This is a genomic window from Idiomarina sp. (assembly GCF_048265525.1).
Taxonomy (GTDB): domain Bacteria; phylum Pseudomonadota; class Gammaproteobacteria; order Enterobacterales; family Alteromonadaceae; genus Idiomarina.
In genome coordinates, this window is sequence record NZ_JBLXBI010000001.1 from 650591 (window position 1) to 667999 (window position 17409).

Annotated in this window: 17 protein-coding genes; 5 read left to right on the forward strand and 12 right to left on the reverse strand. The window is 46.0% G+C overall.

Translation table 11 applies throughout. From position 1 onward, the window contains the following. Positions 1–50: 50 nt before the first annotated feature. The 5 genes from htpX to bioB form a co-directional block, all read right to left on the reverse strand. Positions 51–914 (reverse strand): protease HtpX, encoded by an 864-nt coding sequence (gene htpX, locus ACN0TF_RS03165; protein ID WP_417440708.1) that lies wholly within the window; start codon positions 912–914, stop codon positions 51–53. 63 nt (positions 915–977) lie between these two features. After that, a complete protein-coding gene (gene bioD / locus ACN0TF_RS03170; protein WP_417440709.1) occupies positions 978–1646 on the reverse strand; it encodes a dethiobiotin synthase in 669 nt (222 codons plus the stop codon). Between the two features lie 18 nt (positions 1647–1664). Then, positions 1665–2432 carry a methyltransferase domain-containing protein gene (locus ACN0TF_RS03175; protein WP_417440710.1) on the reverse strand — a complete coding sequence of 256 codons (768 nt, stop codon included), beginning with the start codon at positions 2430–2432 and terminating at the stop codon, positions 1665–1667. Between the two features lie 24 nt (positions 2433–2456). Further along, a complete protein-coding gene (locus tag ACN0TF_RS03180; protein ID WP_417440711.1) occupies positions 2457–3587 on the reverse strand; it encodes an aminotransferase class I/II-fold pyridoxal phosphate-dependent enzyme in 1131 nt (376 codons plus the stop codon). A 24-nt stretch (positions 3588–3611) separates the two neighbouring features. Continuing rightward, positions 3612–4649 carry a biotin synthase BioB gene (gene bioB, locus ACN0TF_RS03185; protein WP_417440712.1) on the reverse strand — a complete coding sequence of 346 codons (1038 nt, stop codon included), beginning with the start codon at positions 4647–4649 and terminating at the stop codon, positions 3612–3614. Positions 4650–4750: 101 nt separating this feature from the next. Between bioB and bioA the strand changes: the two genes are divergently transcribed. Beyond that, on the forward strand, positions 4751–6046 hold the full coding sequence (gene bioA, locus ACN0TF_RS03190; protein WP_417440713.1) for an adenosylmethionine--8-amino-7-oxononanoate transaminase: 1296 nt from the start codon (positions 4751–4753) through the stop codon (positions 6044–6046). Here the strand turns inward: bioA and ACN0TF_RS03195 are convergent. Then, the gene (locus tag ACN0TF_RS03195; protein WP_417440714.1) at positions 6043–6402 is read right to left on the reverse strand and encodes a hypothetical protein; all 360 of its coding nucleotides are present in this window, start codon (positions 6400–6402) and stop codon (positions 6043–6045) included. The two genes, bioA and ACN0TF_RS03195, sit on opposite strands and share 4 nt — an antisense overlap. 107 nt (positions 6403–6509) lie before the next feature. Here ACN0TF_RS03195 and asnS point away from each other — a divergent pair, with 107 nt between their 5' ends. Beyond that, positions 6510–7910, forward strand: a complete 1401-nt coding sequence (asnS, locus tag ACN0TF_RS03200; protein ID WP_110013145.1) for an asparagine--tRNA ligase — start codon at positions 6510–6512, stop codon at positions 7908–7910. Here the strand turns inward: asnS and ACN0TF_RS03205 are convergent. Further along, on the reverse strand, positions 7907–8473 hold the full coding sequence (locus tag ACN0TF_RS03205; protein WP_417440715.1) for a nitroreductase family protein: 567 nt from the start codon (positions 8471–8473) through the stop codon (positions 7907–7909). The two genes, asnS and ACN0TF_RS03205, sit on opposite strands and share 4 nt — an antisense overlap. A 109-nt stretch (positions 8474–8582) precedes the next feature. Between ACN0TF_RS03205 and sppA the strand changes: the two genes are divergently transcribed. From sppA to ACN0TF_RS03220, 3 genes are read left to right on the forward strand one after another with little or no spacing between them, the layout of a single operon-like run. After that, a complete protein-coding gene (gene sppA / locus ACN0TF_RS03210; RefSeq protein ID WP_417440716.1) occupies positions 8583–10442 on the forward strand; it encodes a signal peptide peptidase SppA in 1860 nt (619 codons plus the stop codon). A 38-nt stretch (positions 10443–10480) separates the two neighbouring features. Continuing rightward, positions 10481–11494 carry an asparaginase gene (gene ansA, locus ACN0TF_RS03215; protein ID WP_417440717.1) on the forward strand — a complete coding sequence of 338 codons (1014 nt, stop codon included), beginning with the start codon at positions 10481–10483 and terminating at the stop codon, positions 11492–11494. Between the two features lie 33 nt (positions 11495–11527). Beyond that, the gene (locus ACN0TF_RS03220; RefSeq protein WP_417440718.1) at positions 11528–12871 is read left to right on the forward strand and encodes a sodium-dependent transporter; all 1344 of its coding nucleotides are present in this window, start codon (positions 11528–11530) and stop codon (positions 12869–12871) included. Positions 12872–12923: 52 nt separating this feature from the next. Here the strand turns inward: ACN0TF_RS03220 and ACN0TF_RS03225 are convergent, their stop codons facing one another. The 5 genes from ACN0TF_RS03225 to tmk all read right to left on the reverse strand — a co-directional run bounded on the left by ACN0TF_RS03225 (position 12924) and on the right by tmk (position 17408). Next, positions 12924–14408: a bifunctional 2-methylcitrate dehydratase/aconitate hydratase gene (locus tag ACN0TF_RS03225; protein ID WP_417440719.1), complete on the reverse strand. Its 1485-nt coding sequence runs from the start codon at positions 14406–14408 to the stop codon at positions 12924–12926. Between the two features lie 341 nt (positions 14409–14749). After that, positions 14750–15538 carry a TatD family hydrolase gene (locus tag ACN0TF_RS03230; protein ID WP_417440720.1) on the reverse strand — a complete coding sequence of 263 codons (789 nt, stop codon included), beginning with the start codon at positions 15536–15538 and terminating at the stop codon, positions 14750–14752. Between the two features lie 12 nt (positions 15539–15550). Further along, positions 15551–15907, reverse strand: coding sequence for a hypothetical protein (locus tag ACN0TF_RS03235; RefSeq protein ID WP_417440721.1), 357 nt, complete (start codon positions 15905–15907; stop codon positions 15551–15553). Positions 15908–15930: 23 nt separating this feature from the next. Next, the gene (locus ACN0TF_RS03240; RefSeq protein ID WP_417440722.1) at positions 15931–16791 is read right to left on the reverse strand and encodes a DNA polymerase III subunit delta'; all 861 of its coding nucleotides are present in this window, start codon (positions 16789–16791) and stop codon (positions 15931–15933) included. Further along, on the reverse strand, positions 16791–17408 hold the full coding sequence (gene tmk / locus ACN0TF_RS03245; RefSeq protein WP_417440723.1) for a dTMP kinase: 618 nt from the start codon (positions 17406–17408) through the stop codon (positions 16791–16793). The genes ACN0TF_RS03240 and tmk overlap by 1 nt, the downstream gene beginning before the upstream one ends. Position 17409: the final 1 nt, after the last annotated feature.

The following is a 17409-nucleotide window of genomic DNA, read 5'->3' on the forward strand; positions in this document are numbered from 1 at the left end:
CGGTGAGTAAGAGTTAAGAATGTACCTCTGTATCCCTTGAAAAGCAACGACTAACGCCGTTGCTCAAGAGCATGAATTCGTTCATCTAAAGGCGGGTGACTCATAAACAACTTAGACATAGTTGAGCGCTTTCCTTTAATGCCAAACGCCAGCATAGTGCCATCAAGTTCAGACTCTTTGCCCTGCTGCAAGCGACGTAAAGCAGCGATCATTTTTTGTTTGCCAACTAGATCGGCAGACCCGGCATCCGCCCTGAATTCCCGCTGACGAGAGAACCACATAACAATGGTACTGGCTAACACGCCAAATACGATTTCCAGCAACATTACGACACCATAATAAGCGAATCCGCCGCCCCGCTGGTTATCACCACCGCGCATTATTGCGCTGGCAATGATCCGTGCAAAAAACATCACAAAAGTATTTATCACACCCTGGATTAGGGTCAGTGTCACCATATCTCCATTAGCAATGTGACTAATTTCATGTGCGAGAACTGCCTCAACTTCGTCAGCATTCATGCTTTGCAGTAGCCCGGTACTGACCGCAATCAATGAAGCATTTTTACTGCGCCCGGTAGCAAATGCGTTAGGCTCCGGCGACTGATAAACCGCTACCTGAGGCATAGGCAACCCTGCTTTTTGGGCCTGCTGCTGAACGGTACGGAACAACCATTCTTCAGATTGATTCTGTGGTTTCTCTATGACTCTGGCTCCGGTTGACCGAATTGCCATCCAGCGTGATATCCAGAGCGATACAAACGCACCACCAAAACCAAATAACGCACAGAACACCAGTAAACCCACTGACCCTTGTGCATCAATGCCGGTTACCGCCATCACAATATTAAAGACCACGCTAACAACCAGCAAAATGGCCATGTTAGTCGCTAAAAACAGCAAAATTCTCTTCATTGCTCGTACTCCGGGGAACTTAGTCTGCTAAGTTATGTGGGGGTATTTAGTCGTATTTCAATCTTACTCATGGAAATAAATGCTCAAATCTATCTCTTCCCAATCAGGCAAATAAGGAATATTAGCGAGCTCTTTTTCGCCCAGCAACTCACGTAACGACGCCAGATTTTCGACCTGTCGCGGCATAGGCGCGGACTCAGTTTGCACGGCTACCCAGCCTGCAACATCGCAACCTTCCTGCTTTATTGACTGCAGACTGAGCAATGCATGGTTCAGGCATCCCAGCTTTAACCCGACCACCAGCACAACTCTCGCATTAATGTCTTTTACCACCTGCGGCATACGTAACCCGGGGGCCAGAGGTAACTGCCAGCCGCCGGCGCCTTCAATAACTAAACTGTCTATTGGTTGCTCACGAAACCAATCTACCGCATTTAATAGCTGTTCTTTATTAATAATTACATCATTGTCTGCTGCGGCAATATGGGGGGCAATTGCTGCTTCAAAGGTATAAGGATTGACTCTTTCGTAATCAAAAGAAGTATTAGATTGACGCATTAAACTCAGTGCATCTTCATTCACCAACTGGTCATTTTGCCAGTGACAACCGGATGCAACTGGCTTCATTACCGCAACTTGTTGCGACTGCTTAACTAAGTATTGAACAAAAGCACATGCCGCAACGGTTTTTCCTGAATCAGTGTCTGTTCCGGTAATAAAATAAGTATTCATATCAACTTAAACTCAATGCTACTTAACTAATTTAATATTAAGAATTGACCATTCAAGTGGCAATCCCTGCAAAGTTCGATGATTTTCGAAGGCATTTTCCAGCTGCTGTAAACGGTTGCGCGTCATCAGTCCGGCGTTATCAGTTCGCCTCACATAGTTGGCACCAACCCCCTTAATACTACCTATAAGTTCACGGACATTGCCAAAGTATTGAGTGTGTTCTTCTGTCACGAATTCTAAATGACGCCAGTTAACTAAGCCGACTTCATTTTGCACTCTCTCTGCGGATTTAAAGCGGTGCGTATGTTGCAAATCGTCCACTTCATTCCAGCTTTTTATGAAAGAACTGAAAGTGCCTTCGACAACGGTATTAACGGTTACAACGCCACCCTGCTTTAAAACGCGATAAGCTTCATTCATCGCTTTTTGCAAATTATCGACCCATTGCATAGACAAATTAGCGAAAAGCCAGTCGACTGAATTGTCAGCTACAGGCAAAGCTTCCCACTCGCCATTAAGCCAATTCAGTTCCGGATAATCAGCGGCAGCTTTAGACAACATAGCCGGAGCAATATCAACACCAAGGTAATGATTCGCACGGAGTAATAGGTCTGCTGTCGTTGACGCAGGGCCACAACCGACATCAAGCAGCTGATTCACATCGGTCGGCCCGAGACTTAATAGCCGGTTGGCTGTTAATCGCTGAATACTCGCGTGTTGGTGATAGTCTTTTGCCGCTTTATCGAACTGCCGCGCAACAGCCTGTTGAAAATTCATTGTTTTCATAACGGAGACTTCATAACGAGGACTTCATAACTGGCTAAGAATCCTATCTACCCGACTCCAAAACTGAGCGAGTTCGGGCGTCGACATTTCTGACGTTAAGCTAAAACGAATACGGGAGCTTCCCGCAGGAACCGTTGGCGGGCGAATGACGCTACATAAATACCCTTGAGCCTGTAATTCTGTTGCCATGTTTAGCGCGTCATCATCGGAGCTAAATAACCAGGTTTGTATGGCGGAATCTGAATCAATGGTTTTTAAACCGCGCTGTTTCAGCTGTTCCCGAAAATACTGAATGCGCTCAGCAAGTCTTCCACGACGGTCATCGCCTTCTGCGCTGCGTACAATTTCTACAGAGGCTTTTATTGCAGCGGCCTGAGCCGGCGGCATCGCAGTGGAATAAATATAATCACGACAAAACTGGATCAGACTATCAATTTCGTCATCATCGGCACAAACAAAGGCTCCGCCGATACCTATGGCTTTCCCAAAAGTGCCGGTTATGACATCAGCAACAGAGGAGTCCGCAGCTAATGAACCTCGGCCCTCAGCGCCATAAGCACCTATTCCATGCGCATCATCAAGCATAATTTTGAGGCCATACTTGTGCTTTAAAGAAGCCAGCAGGTTTAAATCACAGGTGTCTCCGTCCATGCTAAAAACACCTTCGCTCACCAGCCAGTCGCACGGGTTGGCTTTGCTAACCACTGGTTCAGGTTGGTTATGTGGGTATCGCTTAAAACGCCCTTCGCCGTGCTGCATACCGTCAATAATTGAGGCATGAACCAATTTGTCGGCGAACAGCTTTTGTTGTTTATCGACCAGGGTTGTCAACACACCATGGTTTGCCGCGAAACCTGAATTAAACAGCAAAGCTCTCGGTTTACCCAGCCACTCGGCCAGCAACTCTTCCAGTTCCTGATGAACTGTACTGTACCCGCTGAGTAAAGGTGAGCCAGTACTGCCAACACCCCAGGTATCAATAGCTTGCTTAAATGCACGCTTTATATCCGGGTGCTGGCTTAAACCGAGATAATCATTGGCACTGAAATCCAATTGCCAATGAGCGTCGGAGCTACGTACCTTTCGCGAGCGAAACAACGAAGAGTTTTTACGCTCATTAAGCCGTTGTTGATACCCCAACACAATTTTCTCCACTCTATTTTCTCTACCTATTCTCTATTAAGACGCGTCGTAGTATCGAACAGGATTCTGCCGTTCTTTAATCGCGTCTTCAATAACCGCGGTATGAACTTCATCATCATAGCCATCGCGCTGTTCAGGCTTTATGCCCAGACGCTCAAATAAACGTAAATCGGCATCTGCTTCAGGGTTTGCTGTAGTCAGCAGTTTTTCACCATAGAAGATTGAGTTGGCACCGACGATAAAACACAACGCCTGCATTTCGTCGTTCATGTCTTCACGGCCGGCGGACAAACGTACGTGCGAAGCCGGCATTAAAATACGAGCTACGGCAACTGTACGCACAAATTCAAAGTTATCTAAGTCTTCCAGTTTGGCAAAAGGCGTGCCTTCTACTTTAACCAGCATATTAATGGGGACACTTTCCGGGTGCTTAGGCAAATTCGCCAACTGCACTAATAAAGAGGCTCGGTCGGTTACGCTCTCGCCCATACCAACAATGCCTCCGGCACAGACTTTCATACCTGCGTCTCGTACATTATTCAGCGTATTCAGACGATCCTGATAGGTTCGGGTAGTAATAATGTCACCGTAGAATTCAGGTGAGGTATCGAGGTTGTGGTTGTAATAATCAAGACCCGCCTGCTGCAGCATTTTCGCCTGTTCATTACTTAACATGCCAAGTGTCATACAGCTTTCCAAGCCTAAGGCTTTCACTCCTTTGATCATTTCAATGACGTAAGGCATATCGCGATCTTTCGGATTACGCCAGGCGGCGCCCATACAAAAACGGCTCGCGCCCTTCTCTTTCGCAGCCTGCGCTTCAGCCAGCACACTTTCTACAGCCATCAAACGCTCGCGATCCAGCCCGGTGTGATAATGCGCACTTTGTGGGCAATACTTGCAGTCTTCGGGACAAGCTCCGGTTTTAATCGACAACAAGGTGCTGACCTGAACTTCGTTCGGGTTAAAGTGCTGGCGATGCACTGTTTGCGCTTCAAAAACTAAATCATTCAACGGCATCTGCAAAAGATTCTGAACTTCTTCGATGGTCCAGTCGTTACGAATTTGTGGCATGGTAAATCTCGTGTGCTTGGCAAATTATGGTCGACTAGAATAATCCAGCTCGATACACTGTCAATATACTTTCAGTTTAATACTTTACAATAGTTTATTTTATGAGCAAAAGCGATATTGAGTTTGATCGACAGCACATTTGGCACCCATACACCTCTATGCTGAACCCCTTACCTGCTTATAAAGTTGAGTCTGCAAAAGGGTGCAGATTAACTCTGGATACCGGTCACGAGGTTATTGATGGCATGTCTTCCTGGTGGGCTGTTATTCACGGATACCGCAATCCACGCTTAGATGCCGTTGCTCACAATCAAATAGATAAAATGAGCCACGTTATGTTTGGCGGTATCACGCATCAACCCGCGATTGATCTTGCGCGACGTCTTATTGAACTGACTCCTGAGCCTCTACAACGAGTATTTATTGCCGATTCAGGCTCTGTCAGCGTTGAAGTTGCCATAAAAATGGCCTTGCAGTTCTGGCTGGCGCAAGAACGTCCGGAGAAGCACCGACTACTAACCATAAAAGGCGGCTACCACGGCGACACGTTTAAAGCGATGTCGGTTTGCGACCCGGTCAACGGCATGCACCATCTTTTTAACAAAGCTATTAACTCCCAGCTTTTTGCTGAAGCCCCCAGGCTAACCCCGGACGATGACTGGGCAGAGACTGCTGGTGACGAACTCAGACACTGGTTTGAGCAACACCACCATGAGTTGGCGGCGGTTATTCTTGAACCTGTTGTTCAGGGAGCCGGTGGTATGCGTTTTTATCACCCTGAATACCTAAGGCTAATACGCCAGCTTTGCGACAACTTTGACGTATTACTGATAGCGGATGAAATTGCAACAGGGTTTGGTCGTACCGGCAAGTTATTCGCCTGTGAACACGCTGGAATTACGCCTGATGTTCTCTGCGTTGGTAAAGCTCTGACCGGTGGTTACATGACGCTGGCAGCCACGCTAACCACGAAACAGGTAGCAAAAACCATTGGTCACGGCCCCGGCGGAGGCGCATTAATGCACGGCCCTACTTTTATGGGGAATCCTTTAGCCTGCGCGGTTGCGGCTGAGTCGCTGGCGATTATTGCTGAGGGTAAGTGGCAGCAACAGGTTGCTGAAATCGAAGCTCAGTTAAAGCAGCAACTTCTTCCCCTGGCTGAATGTGATGCAGTAAAAGACGCGCGAGTTTTTGGGGCTATTGGCGTCTTAGAAATGCACCACCCAATTGATGTCGCCGTTGCGCAGAAACGTTTTATTGAATTAGGGGTGTGGATACGCCCGTTTGGACGCTTACTTTATATTATGCCGCCTTATGTTATTTCTAAGAACGAACTCAGCTGTTTAATTCGCGCCATGAAAGACTATGCTGAAACTCAGAGTTCTATTAAGGCTTAATAACCAAAGAAATAAAGTGATAAGCCACCTAAACAGCTCATGATCAGTATCAGGATATTGATCCACAGGTGCTGCTTGTCCTGGCGAAAAAGAACATAATTGAGAACAAAGCTGAGCAGACTCACGCATAGCCCAATAACCAAAAGGATGACAAATAAGTCACCTAATGTAATGTGCCAGTAGTCACGCACAGATACACCGAAAATTTCAGTTAAAATGGTGTTACGTTCGGGTTTAGCATAATTAAAGACAACGGCGGCAATAACAAAAATAAGCCAGCCAAAAATAGACAACCATCCCAGAACGCGTGACCAAAATGGTACCTGCTTTAAATCCGCTAAGGATCCCCTTTTCATAATTTTTCTCTCTGTTCTCAGGGGTTATACTTGAGTCTGCGCCAAAGCGCGGTAACATAGCAACCTTTCTATAGCAAAATAGTGTAAATTTCGGAGAAAACCAACTCATGTCGTATGCTTCTGTAGTGGATGTTCTGACGGGAAAAGTCGCTGTCGATGAAACCGTCACAGTCCGGGGCTGGGTCCGCACCCGCCGTGACTCTAAAGCCGGTATTTCATTTATTAACTTGCACGATGGCTCATGCTTTGATGCCATTCAGGCCGTGGTTCCGGCAGAACTTCCCAATTACAGTAATGAAGTGCAGAAGCTGACGACCGGTTGTTCTGTAGCTATTACCGGTGTTGTTGTTCCATCTCAGGGCAAAGGTCAGTCATTTGAGCTGCAGGCAACTAAAGTTCATGTATACGGCTGGGTGGAAGATCCGGATACCTACCCTATGGCTCCCAAGCGTCACAGCATGGAATATTTACGTGAATACGCACATTTGCGTCCGCGCACCAACATTACCGGTGCGGTCATGCGTGTTCGTAATGCATTATCCCAGGCTATTCACCGCTTCTTCCATGAGGAAGGTTATTTGTGGGTGAGTACGCCAATTATTACGACTTCCGATTGTGAAGGTGCCGGTGAGATGTTCCGTGTTTCAACACTGGACATGCTGAATATTCCGAAAACAGATAAAGGCGAAGTCGACTACTCTGAAGATTTTTTCGGCAAAGAAGCCTTTTTAACCGTTTCCGGGCAGCTAAACGTTGAGTCTTACGCCTGTTCGCTGTCTAAAGTTTACACCTTTGGGCCGACATTCCGCGCCGAAAACTCGAACACCAGCCGTCACTTGTCTGAATTCTGGATGGTAGAACCCGAGCTGGCGTTTGCTACTTTAGATGATGTTGCCGGCTTAGCCGAGGCCATGCTTAAGTACGTGTTTAAAGCCGTGCTTGAAGAGCGTCCGGACGACATGGCTTTCTTTGCCGAGCGCATTAACTCTGACGCTATCAGTCGGTTAGAAGCCATTGTTAATAATGACTTCGTTCATATGGATTACACCGACGCCATCGAAATACTGAAAAACTGCGATAGAAAATTCGAATATGCGGTTGAATGGGGTGTGGATTTACAATCAGAGCACGAGCGTTATTTAGCTGAAGAGCATGTGGGGGCGCCGATTATTCTGAAAAACTATCCGCGTGATATTAAAGCCTTTTATATGCGCCAGAACGAAGATGGCAAAACCGTTGCTGCTATGGACGTTTTAGCGCCGGGTATTGGTGAGATTATCGGTGGTTCCGCCCGTGAAGAACGTTTAGACATTCTTGACCAGCGGATTGAGGAAATGAATCTGCCAAAAGAAGAATACGGCTTCTACCGCGATTTACGTCGTTACGGTACCGTTCCCCACGCCGGCTTTGGTCTGGGTTTTGAGCGCTTAGTGGCTTATGTCACCGGCGTACAGAATATTCGTGACGTTATACCCTTCCCCCGGGCTCCGAAAAGTGCTGAATTTTAATCCAGCACTAAGTCATTGCCGTTCATGAAAAACGGTGATGAATCTTTTTGAGGCTTTATTGGCGTAGGGACAGCAGGTGTCCCTACGTACAGAAAGCCGACAATGGCATCGTCTACAGATAACCCCAATTGTTCCTTGATAAAGTCGTCCTCTGCCATCCATCCAGTACGCCAAATAGCACCAATACCTTGCGCAAAAGCCGCTTGCTGCATGCCGTGAGTTGCGCAGGCAACCGTACAAAGCTGCTCATCACGGGGGACTTTCGGGTGTTCCTGAAAACGCAGACAAGAAACAATTATCATTGGTGCCCGAAAAGGCAGCTGCCCAGCCTGCTCTATGACCGTTTCCGAAAAGTCATTAAGGCGCGCCGCCTGCTGGTAGATATCTGCCAGAACCTGCCTCTCTTTTCCCTGAAACTGAATAAACTGATATGGCGTTAGTCCCATATGATCAGGCGCGCGAACAGCTGCGGCTTTAATTAATTCCAATTGCTCTACAGTAGGACCCGGTTCACTCAAACGCGGCATGGAGGAACGACTGGTTAATAGTTCTTCGGCATTCATACTTCAACCTTATTCAATGTGTAACGGTTAGTTACATTCTCTGGCTGGTCTGTCACTCATACATTCGATATGCTAGAGCCTGTTTTAATTAGCAAATGAGAATCTAACTATGCGTTCAGTCGGGTCAATCTTCAGTTATTTGTGGAAAATAATCAACGGTACGCGCAAGGTCATTTTGAACCTTGTGTTTTTTTTAATACTAACGATTTTTCTCGTCAGTATATTTAGCGGAGAAGATCCTATCGAAGTGCCGGAAAATGGCATTCTGGTTTTGAATCCGAATGGTATGTTGGTGGAAGAAAAGTTCTGGGTTGATCCTGTTAGTAAGGTTCTGAACGAAGCCATGGGAGCTAACGATGAAGTTCCTGAGGTTCTGTTGTCTGATGTGGTCGATTCAATTGAAAAAGCCAAAACAGATGAACGTATAGGCGCACTGTATTTAAACTTACAGAACCTCTACCCAAGTGGGCTTAATAAGTTACAGGTAGTTGCTGAGGCTCTTGACGATTTCCGTACATCGGGTAAACCCATTATCAGTAACGCCGATTACTACGAGCAACATCAATATTACCTTGCAGCACACGCCGACCAATTGTATCTAAACCCAATGGGCGGAGTTGTATTTGAAGGGCTTGACTACACTCAACTTTACTTCAAGGACTTACTCGACAAGCTTAAAGTTCAGCCTCAAGTCTTTAAAGTCGGTAAATTTAAAGCAGCGGTTGAACCTTTCATTCGTAACGACATGTCTGATGAAGCACGCGAAGCCAATGAGTTTCTTTATTCAGCCTTATGGAATAGCTTCCGCACCGATGTCGCAGCAGCTCGCAACATTAATCCGTTAGTTACCAGCGGTAAAATTGATGATTACATGTCTGCGTTTAACAGTGCCAACGGCGACATGGCCAAAATGGCGTTAGAAACAAACATGGTTGATGCTTTGCGTACTCGTACCGAAGTCAGAAACGAGCTCATCAATTTAGCCGGATACGATAAAGAAGAAGATACCTTCCGTCATATTACCTACGACAACTATCTGGAGACTGAAATGGAAGTCCCGGAAAACTTACAACCGACAGATCGTAGTCAGATAGCAGTTGTTGTTGCCCGCGGGCAAATCGTTAACGGTTCGCAAAAAGCAGGTATGATTGGTGGCGACAGCACCGCAAAACTGATTCGTGAAGCGCGCAATAACAAGCAGACGAAAGCGATTATACTGCGCATAGACAGCCCCGGCGGTAGCGCCTTTGCCTCTGAAATTATCCGTCAGGAAATTCTTCAGGCAAAAGAAGCCGGTATTCCGGTTGTAGCTTCTATGAGTACAGTCGCAGCTTCTGGTGGTTACTGGATCGCAGCAGATGCCGATAAAATAGTGGCCGCTCCAACCACTATTACCGGCTCTATCGGTGTTTTCGGTCTGTTAATGACTTTGGAAGACAGTTTCGCTGCTATTGGTATTCATAGTGATACGGTAAGTACCACCGAAATATCCAGCTTAAACCCGCTGGAAGAAATGACCGACTATCAAAAGAATCTGGTACAAAGCTCAGTTGAAACCACTTACGAGGACTTTTTAACTATTGTCAGCAATGCGCGCAATATGTCCCGCGACGACGTACACGAGGTTGCTCAGGGTAGAATCTGGACGGGTAAACAGGCAATGGAACGCGGCCTGGTCGATCAATTGGGTAATTTTGATGACTCAGTAAATGTTGCAGCACAACTTGCAGCTATCGATGACTACGATGTGAAGGTCATTCAACAAGAATTGTCTTCCAAAGAACAGTTCTTTGCTGACTTGTTCAATAGTACGTCAGAATATATTCCAGCTCCGAGCGTCGGTGGTGAGGCGAAACATTGGTTGATGGGCACATTGAATAAAGTGAAAACTGAAACTGCGGTTTTACAAAACTTTGATGACCCTAAAAATGTTTACTCTTATTGTGCACTCTGCCCTCAACCGCGATAGAATTATCGCGATTATTTCGCAGAGCACAGGAGTGAACTTTGCCTCGTAAAAAGATTTATGTCGCATACACTGGCGGCACCATTGGTATGAAAAAATCAGCTCAGGGTTATGTTCCGGTTGCCGGACACCTGAGCCGATGCGTTGAAAACATGCCGGAGTTTTTCCGGGAAGAAATGCCCGAATTTACCATTAATGAATATTCGCCATTAATGGACTCATCAAATATGACGCCATCTGACTGGGTAACTATTGCTCGTGATATAGAGAAAAATTACGACAATTACGATGGTTTTGTCATTTTGCATGGTACCGACACCATGGCCTATACGGCGTCTGCTCTCTCTTTTATGCTACAAAACCTGAGCAAACCCGTTATTGTAACCGGCTCACAAATACCTTTAGCCGCCTTGCGCTCTGATGGCCAGACCAATCTGCTCAATTCACTTTATGTGGCCGCGAACTATCCCATTCCTGAAGTTGGTTTATTCTTCAATAATACGCTTTACCGGGGAAACCGCTCGACCAAAGCGGACGCAAACGGGTTTAAGGCTTTTGCCTCCCCTAACTACCCTTCCTTACTTGAAGCCGGAATCCAGATTCAATTAAACACGGGAGAGTTGTCAGAACCCTCCAACCAGCCGTTAAAAGTCATTGAAATGACTCCTCAACCAATTGGTGTGGTCATGCTTTACCCGGGGATTTCCGCTGACATTATAAAGAACCAGCTACAACAGCCGGTAAAAGCCATGATTTTACAAAGTTATGGTGTTGGCAATGCGCCACAGGACGATGCCCTGCTAACTAGCCTGAAAGAAGGCATTAACCAGGGGATTACCATTCTTAACTGTACTCAATGTTTTCGCGGCCGAGTCAATATGGACGGCTACGCGACCGGCAATGCCCTGGCTGAAATCGGCATTGTGTCCGGCTCAGATATGACCATTGAGGCGGCACTGACTAAATTGCATTATCTGCTGTCACAAGACTTAAGCATGAGTAAAATGCAGAAATTGTTACAGAAGAATTTACGCGGCGAATTAACTCCGCCATAATTTGACGCAGCTTAAATAATAATAAGAAAAACTATGGCAAACTCATCACCTGCGTTCGCAACCCGATTAGGGTTTATATTAGCTGCCGCTGGCTCAGCGGTTGGCGTTGGTAATATTTGGGGCTTCCCTACTCAGGCCGCCAGTAATGGCGGTGGTGCCTTTCTGTTGGTGTATCTGGTTATGATTATTTTACTAGCATACCCTATGCTGGTAGCCGAAATAACCATTGGCCGCATACGGCGTCAGAACCCAATAGAAGCATTACGTAACTTATCCGATAAGCCTTTCTTAAGAGGCTCAGGTGCTATCGCCGGGGTCATTGGCCTTATAGTCTTGAGCTTAATATTGAGTTTTTACGCCATAGTATCGGGGTGGCTTGTTTCTTATATGCTGGCACCACTGATGGTTTTAATGGGGCAGCCTGAAACCGCTCTATGGTTTACTGAGTTTTCAGTATCCCGAAACATAACCACCATGATATTTTTTATGCTGCTAACGGTTTATGTCGTACGCTCAGGTGTAAACAACGGCATAGAACGCTGGTCCAGACGGTTAATGCCATTATTGTTTATATTGTTGATTGGCATGTCAGCTTACATTTTAACGCAAGACGGCGCGATACAAGGCCTGAAGATGTACCTGGTTCCTGATTTCTCAACCATTACAGATCCGAACCTGATTATTCGGGCCATGGGGCAGGCATTCTTCTCATTATCCCTCGGTGTTTGCGTGATGATGACGTACGGTGCATACCTTTCAAACTCCGAGAACATACCCAAAACCGCAGCCTGGGTAGCAGGCATTGATACCAGCGTTGCGTTTTTAGCTGGCCTACTTATTTTGCCAGCTATGTTCGTAGCACAAGCTAATGGTGTCACCATTTATGCAGACGATGGCACCCTGCTCTCCGCCGATACTTTAGTTTTCACGGTATTACCGGCTATGTTTGATGCTCTGGGGTACGCGGGCTTATTCGTTTCTTTCGGCTTCTTTCTACTCATGGTTATTGCTGCTATTACCTCATCCATTTCTATGCTGGAAGCACCTGTCAATGCGCTAAGAGAGGAAGCAAACTGTGATCGTAGCAGCGGTGTCTGGATCATTGCGCTTATCGTGACTGCCATTTCCACGGTTATCATTTATAACTTTGAATTACTGTTCGGTGCAGTTATTACGTTTAGCACCGTTTATATGCAACCAATAATGGCACTGGTATTCGGCATAATGCTAACTTGGGTATTACGCCAGAATCATTTATTAAAAGCGTTAAAGCAAGGCTCGCCGGACATCGATAAAAGCTTATTCTGGAAGATATGGCCGTGGTACGTAAAGTTCATTTGTCCGATACTAATTCTGCTGGTTATCTGGCGTGGTTAATAATCGTTGGGAAGGCTCTTCAACTTATTGAAGAGCCTTTTTTCTAAAAAAGTTAGATAACAAACATGTCCATAAATTCGTTAACCCCGATATTTTCAAAAGACTGCTGCTGACGGCAGTGGTCAAAAATAGATTTAACCCGCGGCTCAGGAAAACGAGTCGCTAAATTCGCTTTAAACTTGCTTTCAAGCACAGGAAAGCCCTCTTCCCGGCGTCTTCTGTGCCCTATCGGATATTCCACCACAACCTTTTCAGTATGAGTTCCATCTTTGAAAAACACCTGCAACGCATTGGCTATAGAACGCTTTTCCGGGTCGTGATAATCCTGACTATATTGCTTGTTCTCAATCACTTCCATTTTTTCACGTATGGTATCAATAACCGGGTTATTTTCGTGGAAGCCATTTTCGTAATGATCCGCCGTTAGCTCACCAAAAATTAAAGGCACTGCAGTCATGTATTGCAAACAATGGTCTCTGTCTGCTGGATTAGCCAGCTTCCCGTGTTTTGAAATGATTCGAATAGCTGACTCATGAGTCGTTATTTCAACTTTCTCAATATCATCAATTCTGCCTTTAACTTCTGAATGCAATGTCACAGCAGCTTCACAGGCAGTCTGAGCATGAAACTCAGCCGGGAAAGACAATTTAAATAAAATATTTTCCATAACGTAACTGCCGTAGTCACGCTGAAATTTAAATTTCCAATCTTCCTTCGGTTTCAACTGCTGATCTTTATTAGTTTTATTAAACAGTACATCATAGAAGCCCCACTGCGGAGCTGTTAGTGCCCCGGGAATACCCATTTCACCGCGCATCGTTATGTCGGCCAAACGTACAGCTCTTGATGTGGCATCGCCCGCCGCCCAAGATTTACGCGAGCCGGCATTAGGTGCGTGACGGTAAGTTCTTAACGACTGACCGTCAACCCAAGCTTGCGAGACAGCAGCCATAACCTGCTCTCTTGAGCCGTCCATTAACCAGGTAACCACAGCTGTAGAGGCCACCTTCACCAACACAACATGGTCCAGACCAACCCGGTTAAAACTATTTTCTATGGCTAAATTTCCCTGAATTTCATGAGCTTTAATCATCGCTTCTAAAACGGTTTTCATGGTTAAAGGCTTCTCGCCTTTAGACACTCGCTTTTGCGAAATATAGTCAGCAGTTGCCAGTATGCCGCCTAAATTATCGGAGGGGTGTCCCCACTCGGCTGCCAGCCAGGTATCATTAAAGTCCAGCCAACGAATAATACAACCTATATCCCAGGCTGCTTTAGCCGGGTCCATACGGAACTGAGTACCTGGTACCCGTGCGCCGTTTGGAACCGTAGTTCCTTCAACCAGGGGACCTAAATGTTTACTGCACTCAGGGAAGCGCAGTGCTAATAAGCCACACCCCAGGGTATCCATCAAGCAGTTACGAGCGGTATTCCACGCTTCCTCACTGTCTACTTTGTAATCGATAACGTAGTCTGCAATGGTCTGAATGACTTCGTCGTAGTCGGGACGTTCATTACTTTCAACGGTTGTACTCATCACTGACTCCTTAGTTAATTTTATTATCGGAACTGACTGTTCGTTTGTTTATATGTACCCTGGAAAGGGCTTTTTTGATCGCCATGAATTGTTAAGAAACAAGAAGAAAAGGATAAAAAAAACCCGGAACCAATCCAGATTGTTCCGGGTATAGGGGAATGGCTCAAGGTTGAGCCGTGCGCTAACTCATGACAAAAATAATGCATTAGGTCGCATAAAATTTGTTCAGTAAACTTCAGTGTAGACAATATCAAAGGGATGTCTAATATTTTTAAGAGTTTTTTTATCTTACTGTTTTTGAAAAACTTTAACTAAAAAGAACACAGGTTATACACAACTAATTAAGAGTTAGTAAACAGCTTATAATAGTTGGCTGTCGTAGTCTTAGCGACCTCTTCTAAGGTAATGCCTTTTACGTCAGCTACGCATTTTGCAACGTCGACAACATAGGCTGGCTGATTCTCTTTACCACGGTGAGGCACCGGCGCTAACCAGGGACTATCGGTTTCAATTAAGAGTTTCTCCAGTGGCAAGGCTTTGATCGTGTCACGCAATTCCTGAGCGTTCCGGAACGAGGCTATACCGGAAATAGAAATAAAAAAATCGAGATCATCAATGGCTTTTTTTGCCATCTCAAGAGACTCAGTAAAACAATGCAAGACACCACCTGGCTTTTCAGCATGGCCGTTTCTTAATAACGACAAGGTGTCCTCCTGAGCGTCACGCGTATGAATAATTAGTGGTTTATTGACATCGTTGGCTATTTCAATATGTTGCTCGAAATTTTCCTGCTGTAGCACTTTTGATTCAGGATGGTAAAAATAATCGAGCCCCGTCTCTCCTACCGCAACAACGCTATTCAGTGCTGTTAACTCGCGCAATTTTGCACCTAACTCAGCTATTGGAGTCTGACTGTCTTTCACATACAAAGGATGCACACCACACGAAATCGAAACATCATCGAATTCGGCCACAGCCGCCTGCATGGCTGGAAAGTCTTCGAGGGTAACGCAAACACACAGCATGTGCTCAACCTTATTAGCACGCGCTGCTGCGACAATTTCTTTTAGATCGGCCCCCGCTTTTTCCGGATTGATTTTATCCAAATGACAGTGTGAGTCGACGAACATAGATAGCTCCACTTAGCGTTGATTTGAGTGACAAAAGTCGTTAACCAGTTGGTTGAAGAGTTTACCATATTCGCTTGTATGATGGCGGCAAAGGTAACGAAGATGATGAATCAAGGCTTGCTGTGAGGGCAAAACCGCGACCGCCAACCAGTTCTTTAGCTCTCGAACCTCAAAACGAAACACCACGCTCACATCTAAACATAGAGGTTTACCTTCTATATCCGGGCATTGGAACTCTAATTTGGCTCTGTCATCTACCGCGATATCAGCCGTTTCGCTGTTAACCAGCAGAGTAAAGGACTGAAACTCAGGAACAACATGAGCAGCAAGCTCTGTTGCGGATTGTGGACTTAATTTTAACGTCAACATGAGAACTCCGTTTTACGGAGTCTCTATGCTGAAAGAGTATTCGACCAGCGACTCCAGGCAAAACTTAATAATAACGGCAAATTGATACCGGTTGACCCCTGATATCGCTGACGTAGCTGTCGGCATTCGGATACCCATTCACTCAGTTGCGCGACACTGACCCACTCATAGTTGCTGATTTGCTGTAATTCGTCCGCCAGTTGTTCATAACGCAAACGCGTAGCCGCGGCTCGTTGGCTAATCAATAGCCAATCCATTAGTAAGTTCTCGGAAACATCCAGCCAGCTTAATGCGCCATCTTTATCTTTTAACAGGGGTAATTCCTGCTGCCCCCGTAGTCCAGCCAGAAGCTGTCCGGCAAAAGTCACCTGCTCGTCGCTTTGTACGGTTGTCGGGTAGGCAATGCTCAGCCACTGCATGCGGCTTCTTAAGGTAGGAAGTAAGCGTTCTGCGTCTTTAGTTGAAACCAGCCAATGTGTATCGGCAGGAGGCTCTTCCAGAACTTTCAGCAGTGCGTTGCCAGCCTGTTCTGTCATTTTCTCAGCTTCGAGTATGACCGCGACTTTTAATCCGCTCTGGTTCGCTGTCTGCGTTACGTTTTGTTGCAGTTCGCGTACCGTATCAACACCAATTCGATTAACTTGTGCGCCATCAATAGTCCAGGTGTCTGGATGATTACCCGATAGGTAAAGTAAACAGGACTTACATTTTCCGCAGGCACTTTTACCCGGTTGCTTGCACAATAAAAACTGATTCAGGCGCTGAATAAATTCGGTGGAACCGCCCTCAACATTATGTTGTAAGTAATAAGCATGAGCCAGGCGCCCGGCCTCGGCACTTGCTACTAGTCTCAACCAGGGTTCTCGCAGCCACGGAAAAGCCATTAAAACAGATACTCCTCAATTGCTCTCAATATTGACTGATGTACATCCAGCATCGACTGGTTTGCATCAATAACAATAATGCTCGGATCTTTAGCTGCAATATTCAAATAGCGTTGCCGGGTACGTTGAAAAAAGGCTAAATCTTCTTCTTCAATGCGATCCAGTTCGCCTCGCTCACGCGCTCGTTCAAGACCTTTCTTTTCTTCAACATCAAGTAATAGGGTTAAATCCGGGGTGAAATTCCCTAAGGTAATTTTCCGTATCTTTTGCAACAACTCATCACCGAGTTCACGGCCGCCGCCCTGATAGGCTCTGGAAGACAAGTCATGGCGATCACCAATAACCCAACGGTTTCTGGATAACGCGGGTTTTATAATATTCTCGACCAGCTGAACCCGGCTGGCATACATAAGTAAAAGCTCGGTGGTGGGGCTGACTTTTTCGTCCCACTTCTTTTTTACCAGGTCCCGCAGCGATTCAGCTAACGGTGTGCCGCCAGGTTCCCGAACCGTTTCAGCCCGAATTCCTTTCGCCTGAAGATGCGTGACAACACTTGCGATAGCCGAACTTTTACCGGCTCCCTCGAGTCCTTCGATAACAATAAATTTTCCTGACATA

Bases quoted from the DNA above. Each gene is read 5' to 3' on its own strand.
- sppA (WP_417440716.1), top strand. From the start codon at position 8,583: ATGCGTTCAGTCGGGTCAATCTTCAGTTATTTGTGGAAAATAATCAAC.
- ACN0TF_RS03220 (WP_417440718.1), top strand. From the start codon at position 11,528: ATGGCAAACTCATCACCTGCGTTCGCAACCCGATTAGGGTTTATATTA.
- htpX (WP_417440708.1), bottom strand. From the start codon at position 914: ATGAAGAGAATTTTGCTGTTTTTAGCGACTAACATGGCCATTTTGCTG.
- tmk (WP_417440723.1), bottom strand. From the start codon at position 17,408: ATGTCAGGAAAATTTATTGTTATCGAAGGACTCGAGGGAGCCGGTAAA.
- ACN0TF_RS03230 (WP_417440720.1), bottom strand. From the start codon at position 15,538: ATGTTCGTCGACTCACACTGTCATTTGGATAAAATCAATCCGGAAAAA.
- bioA (WP_417440713.1), top strand. From the start codon at position 4,751: ATGAGCAAAAGCGATATTGAGTTTGATCGACAGCACATTTGGCACCCA.
- ACN0TF_RS03175 (WP_417440710.1), bottom strand. From the start codon at position 2,432: ATGAAAACAATGAATTTTCAACAGGCTGTTGCGCGGCAGTTCGATAAA.
- bioB (WP_417440712.1), bottom strand. From the start codon at position 4,649: ATGCCACAAATTCGTAACGACTGGACCATCGAAGAAGTTCAGAATCTT.
- asnS (WP_110013145.1), top strand. From the start codon at position 6,510: ATGTCGTATGCTTCTGTAGTGGATGTTCTGACGGGAAAAGTCGCTGTC.
- ACN0TF_RS03225 (WP_417440719.1), bottom strand. From the start codon at position 14,408: ATGAGTACAACCGTTGAAAGTAATGAACGTCCCGACTACGACGAAGTC.
- bioD (WP_417440709.1), bottom strand. From the start codon at position 1,646: ATGAATACTTATTTTATTACCGGAACAGACACTGATTCAGGAAAAACC.
- ACN0TF_RS03235 (WP_417440721.1), bottom strand. From the start codon at position 15,907: ATGTTGACGTTAAAATTAAGTCCACAATCCGCAACAGAGCTTGCTGCT.
- ACN0TF_RS03195 (WP_417440714.1), bottom strand. From the start codon at position 6,402: ATGAAAAGGGGATCCTTAGCGGATTTAAAGCAGGTACCATTTTGGTCA.
- ACN0TF_RS03240 (WP_417440722.1), bottom strand. From the start codon at position 16,791: ATGGCTTTTCCGTGGCTGCGAGAACCCTGGTTGAGACTAGTAGCAAGT.
- ACN0TF_RS03205 (WP_417440715.1), bottom strand. From the start codon at position 8,473: ATGAATGCCGAAGAACTATTAACCAGTCGTTCCTCCATGCCGCGTTTG.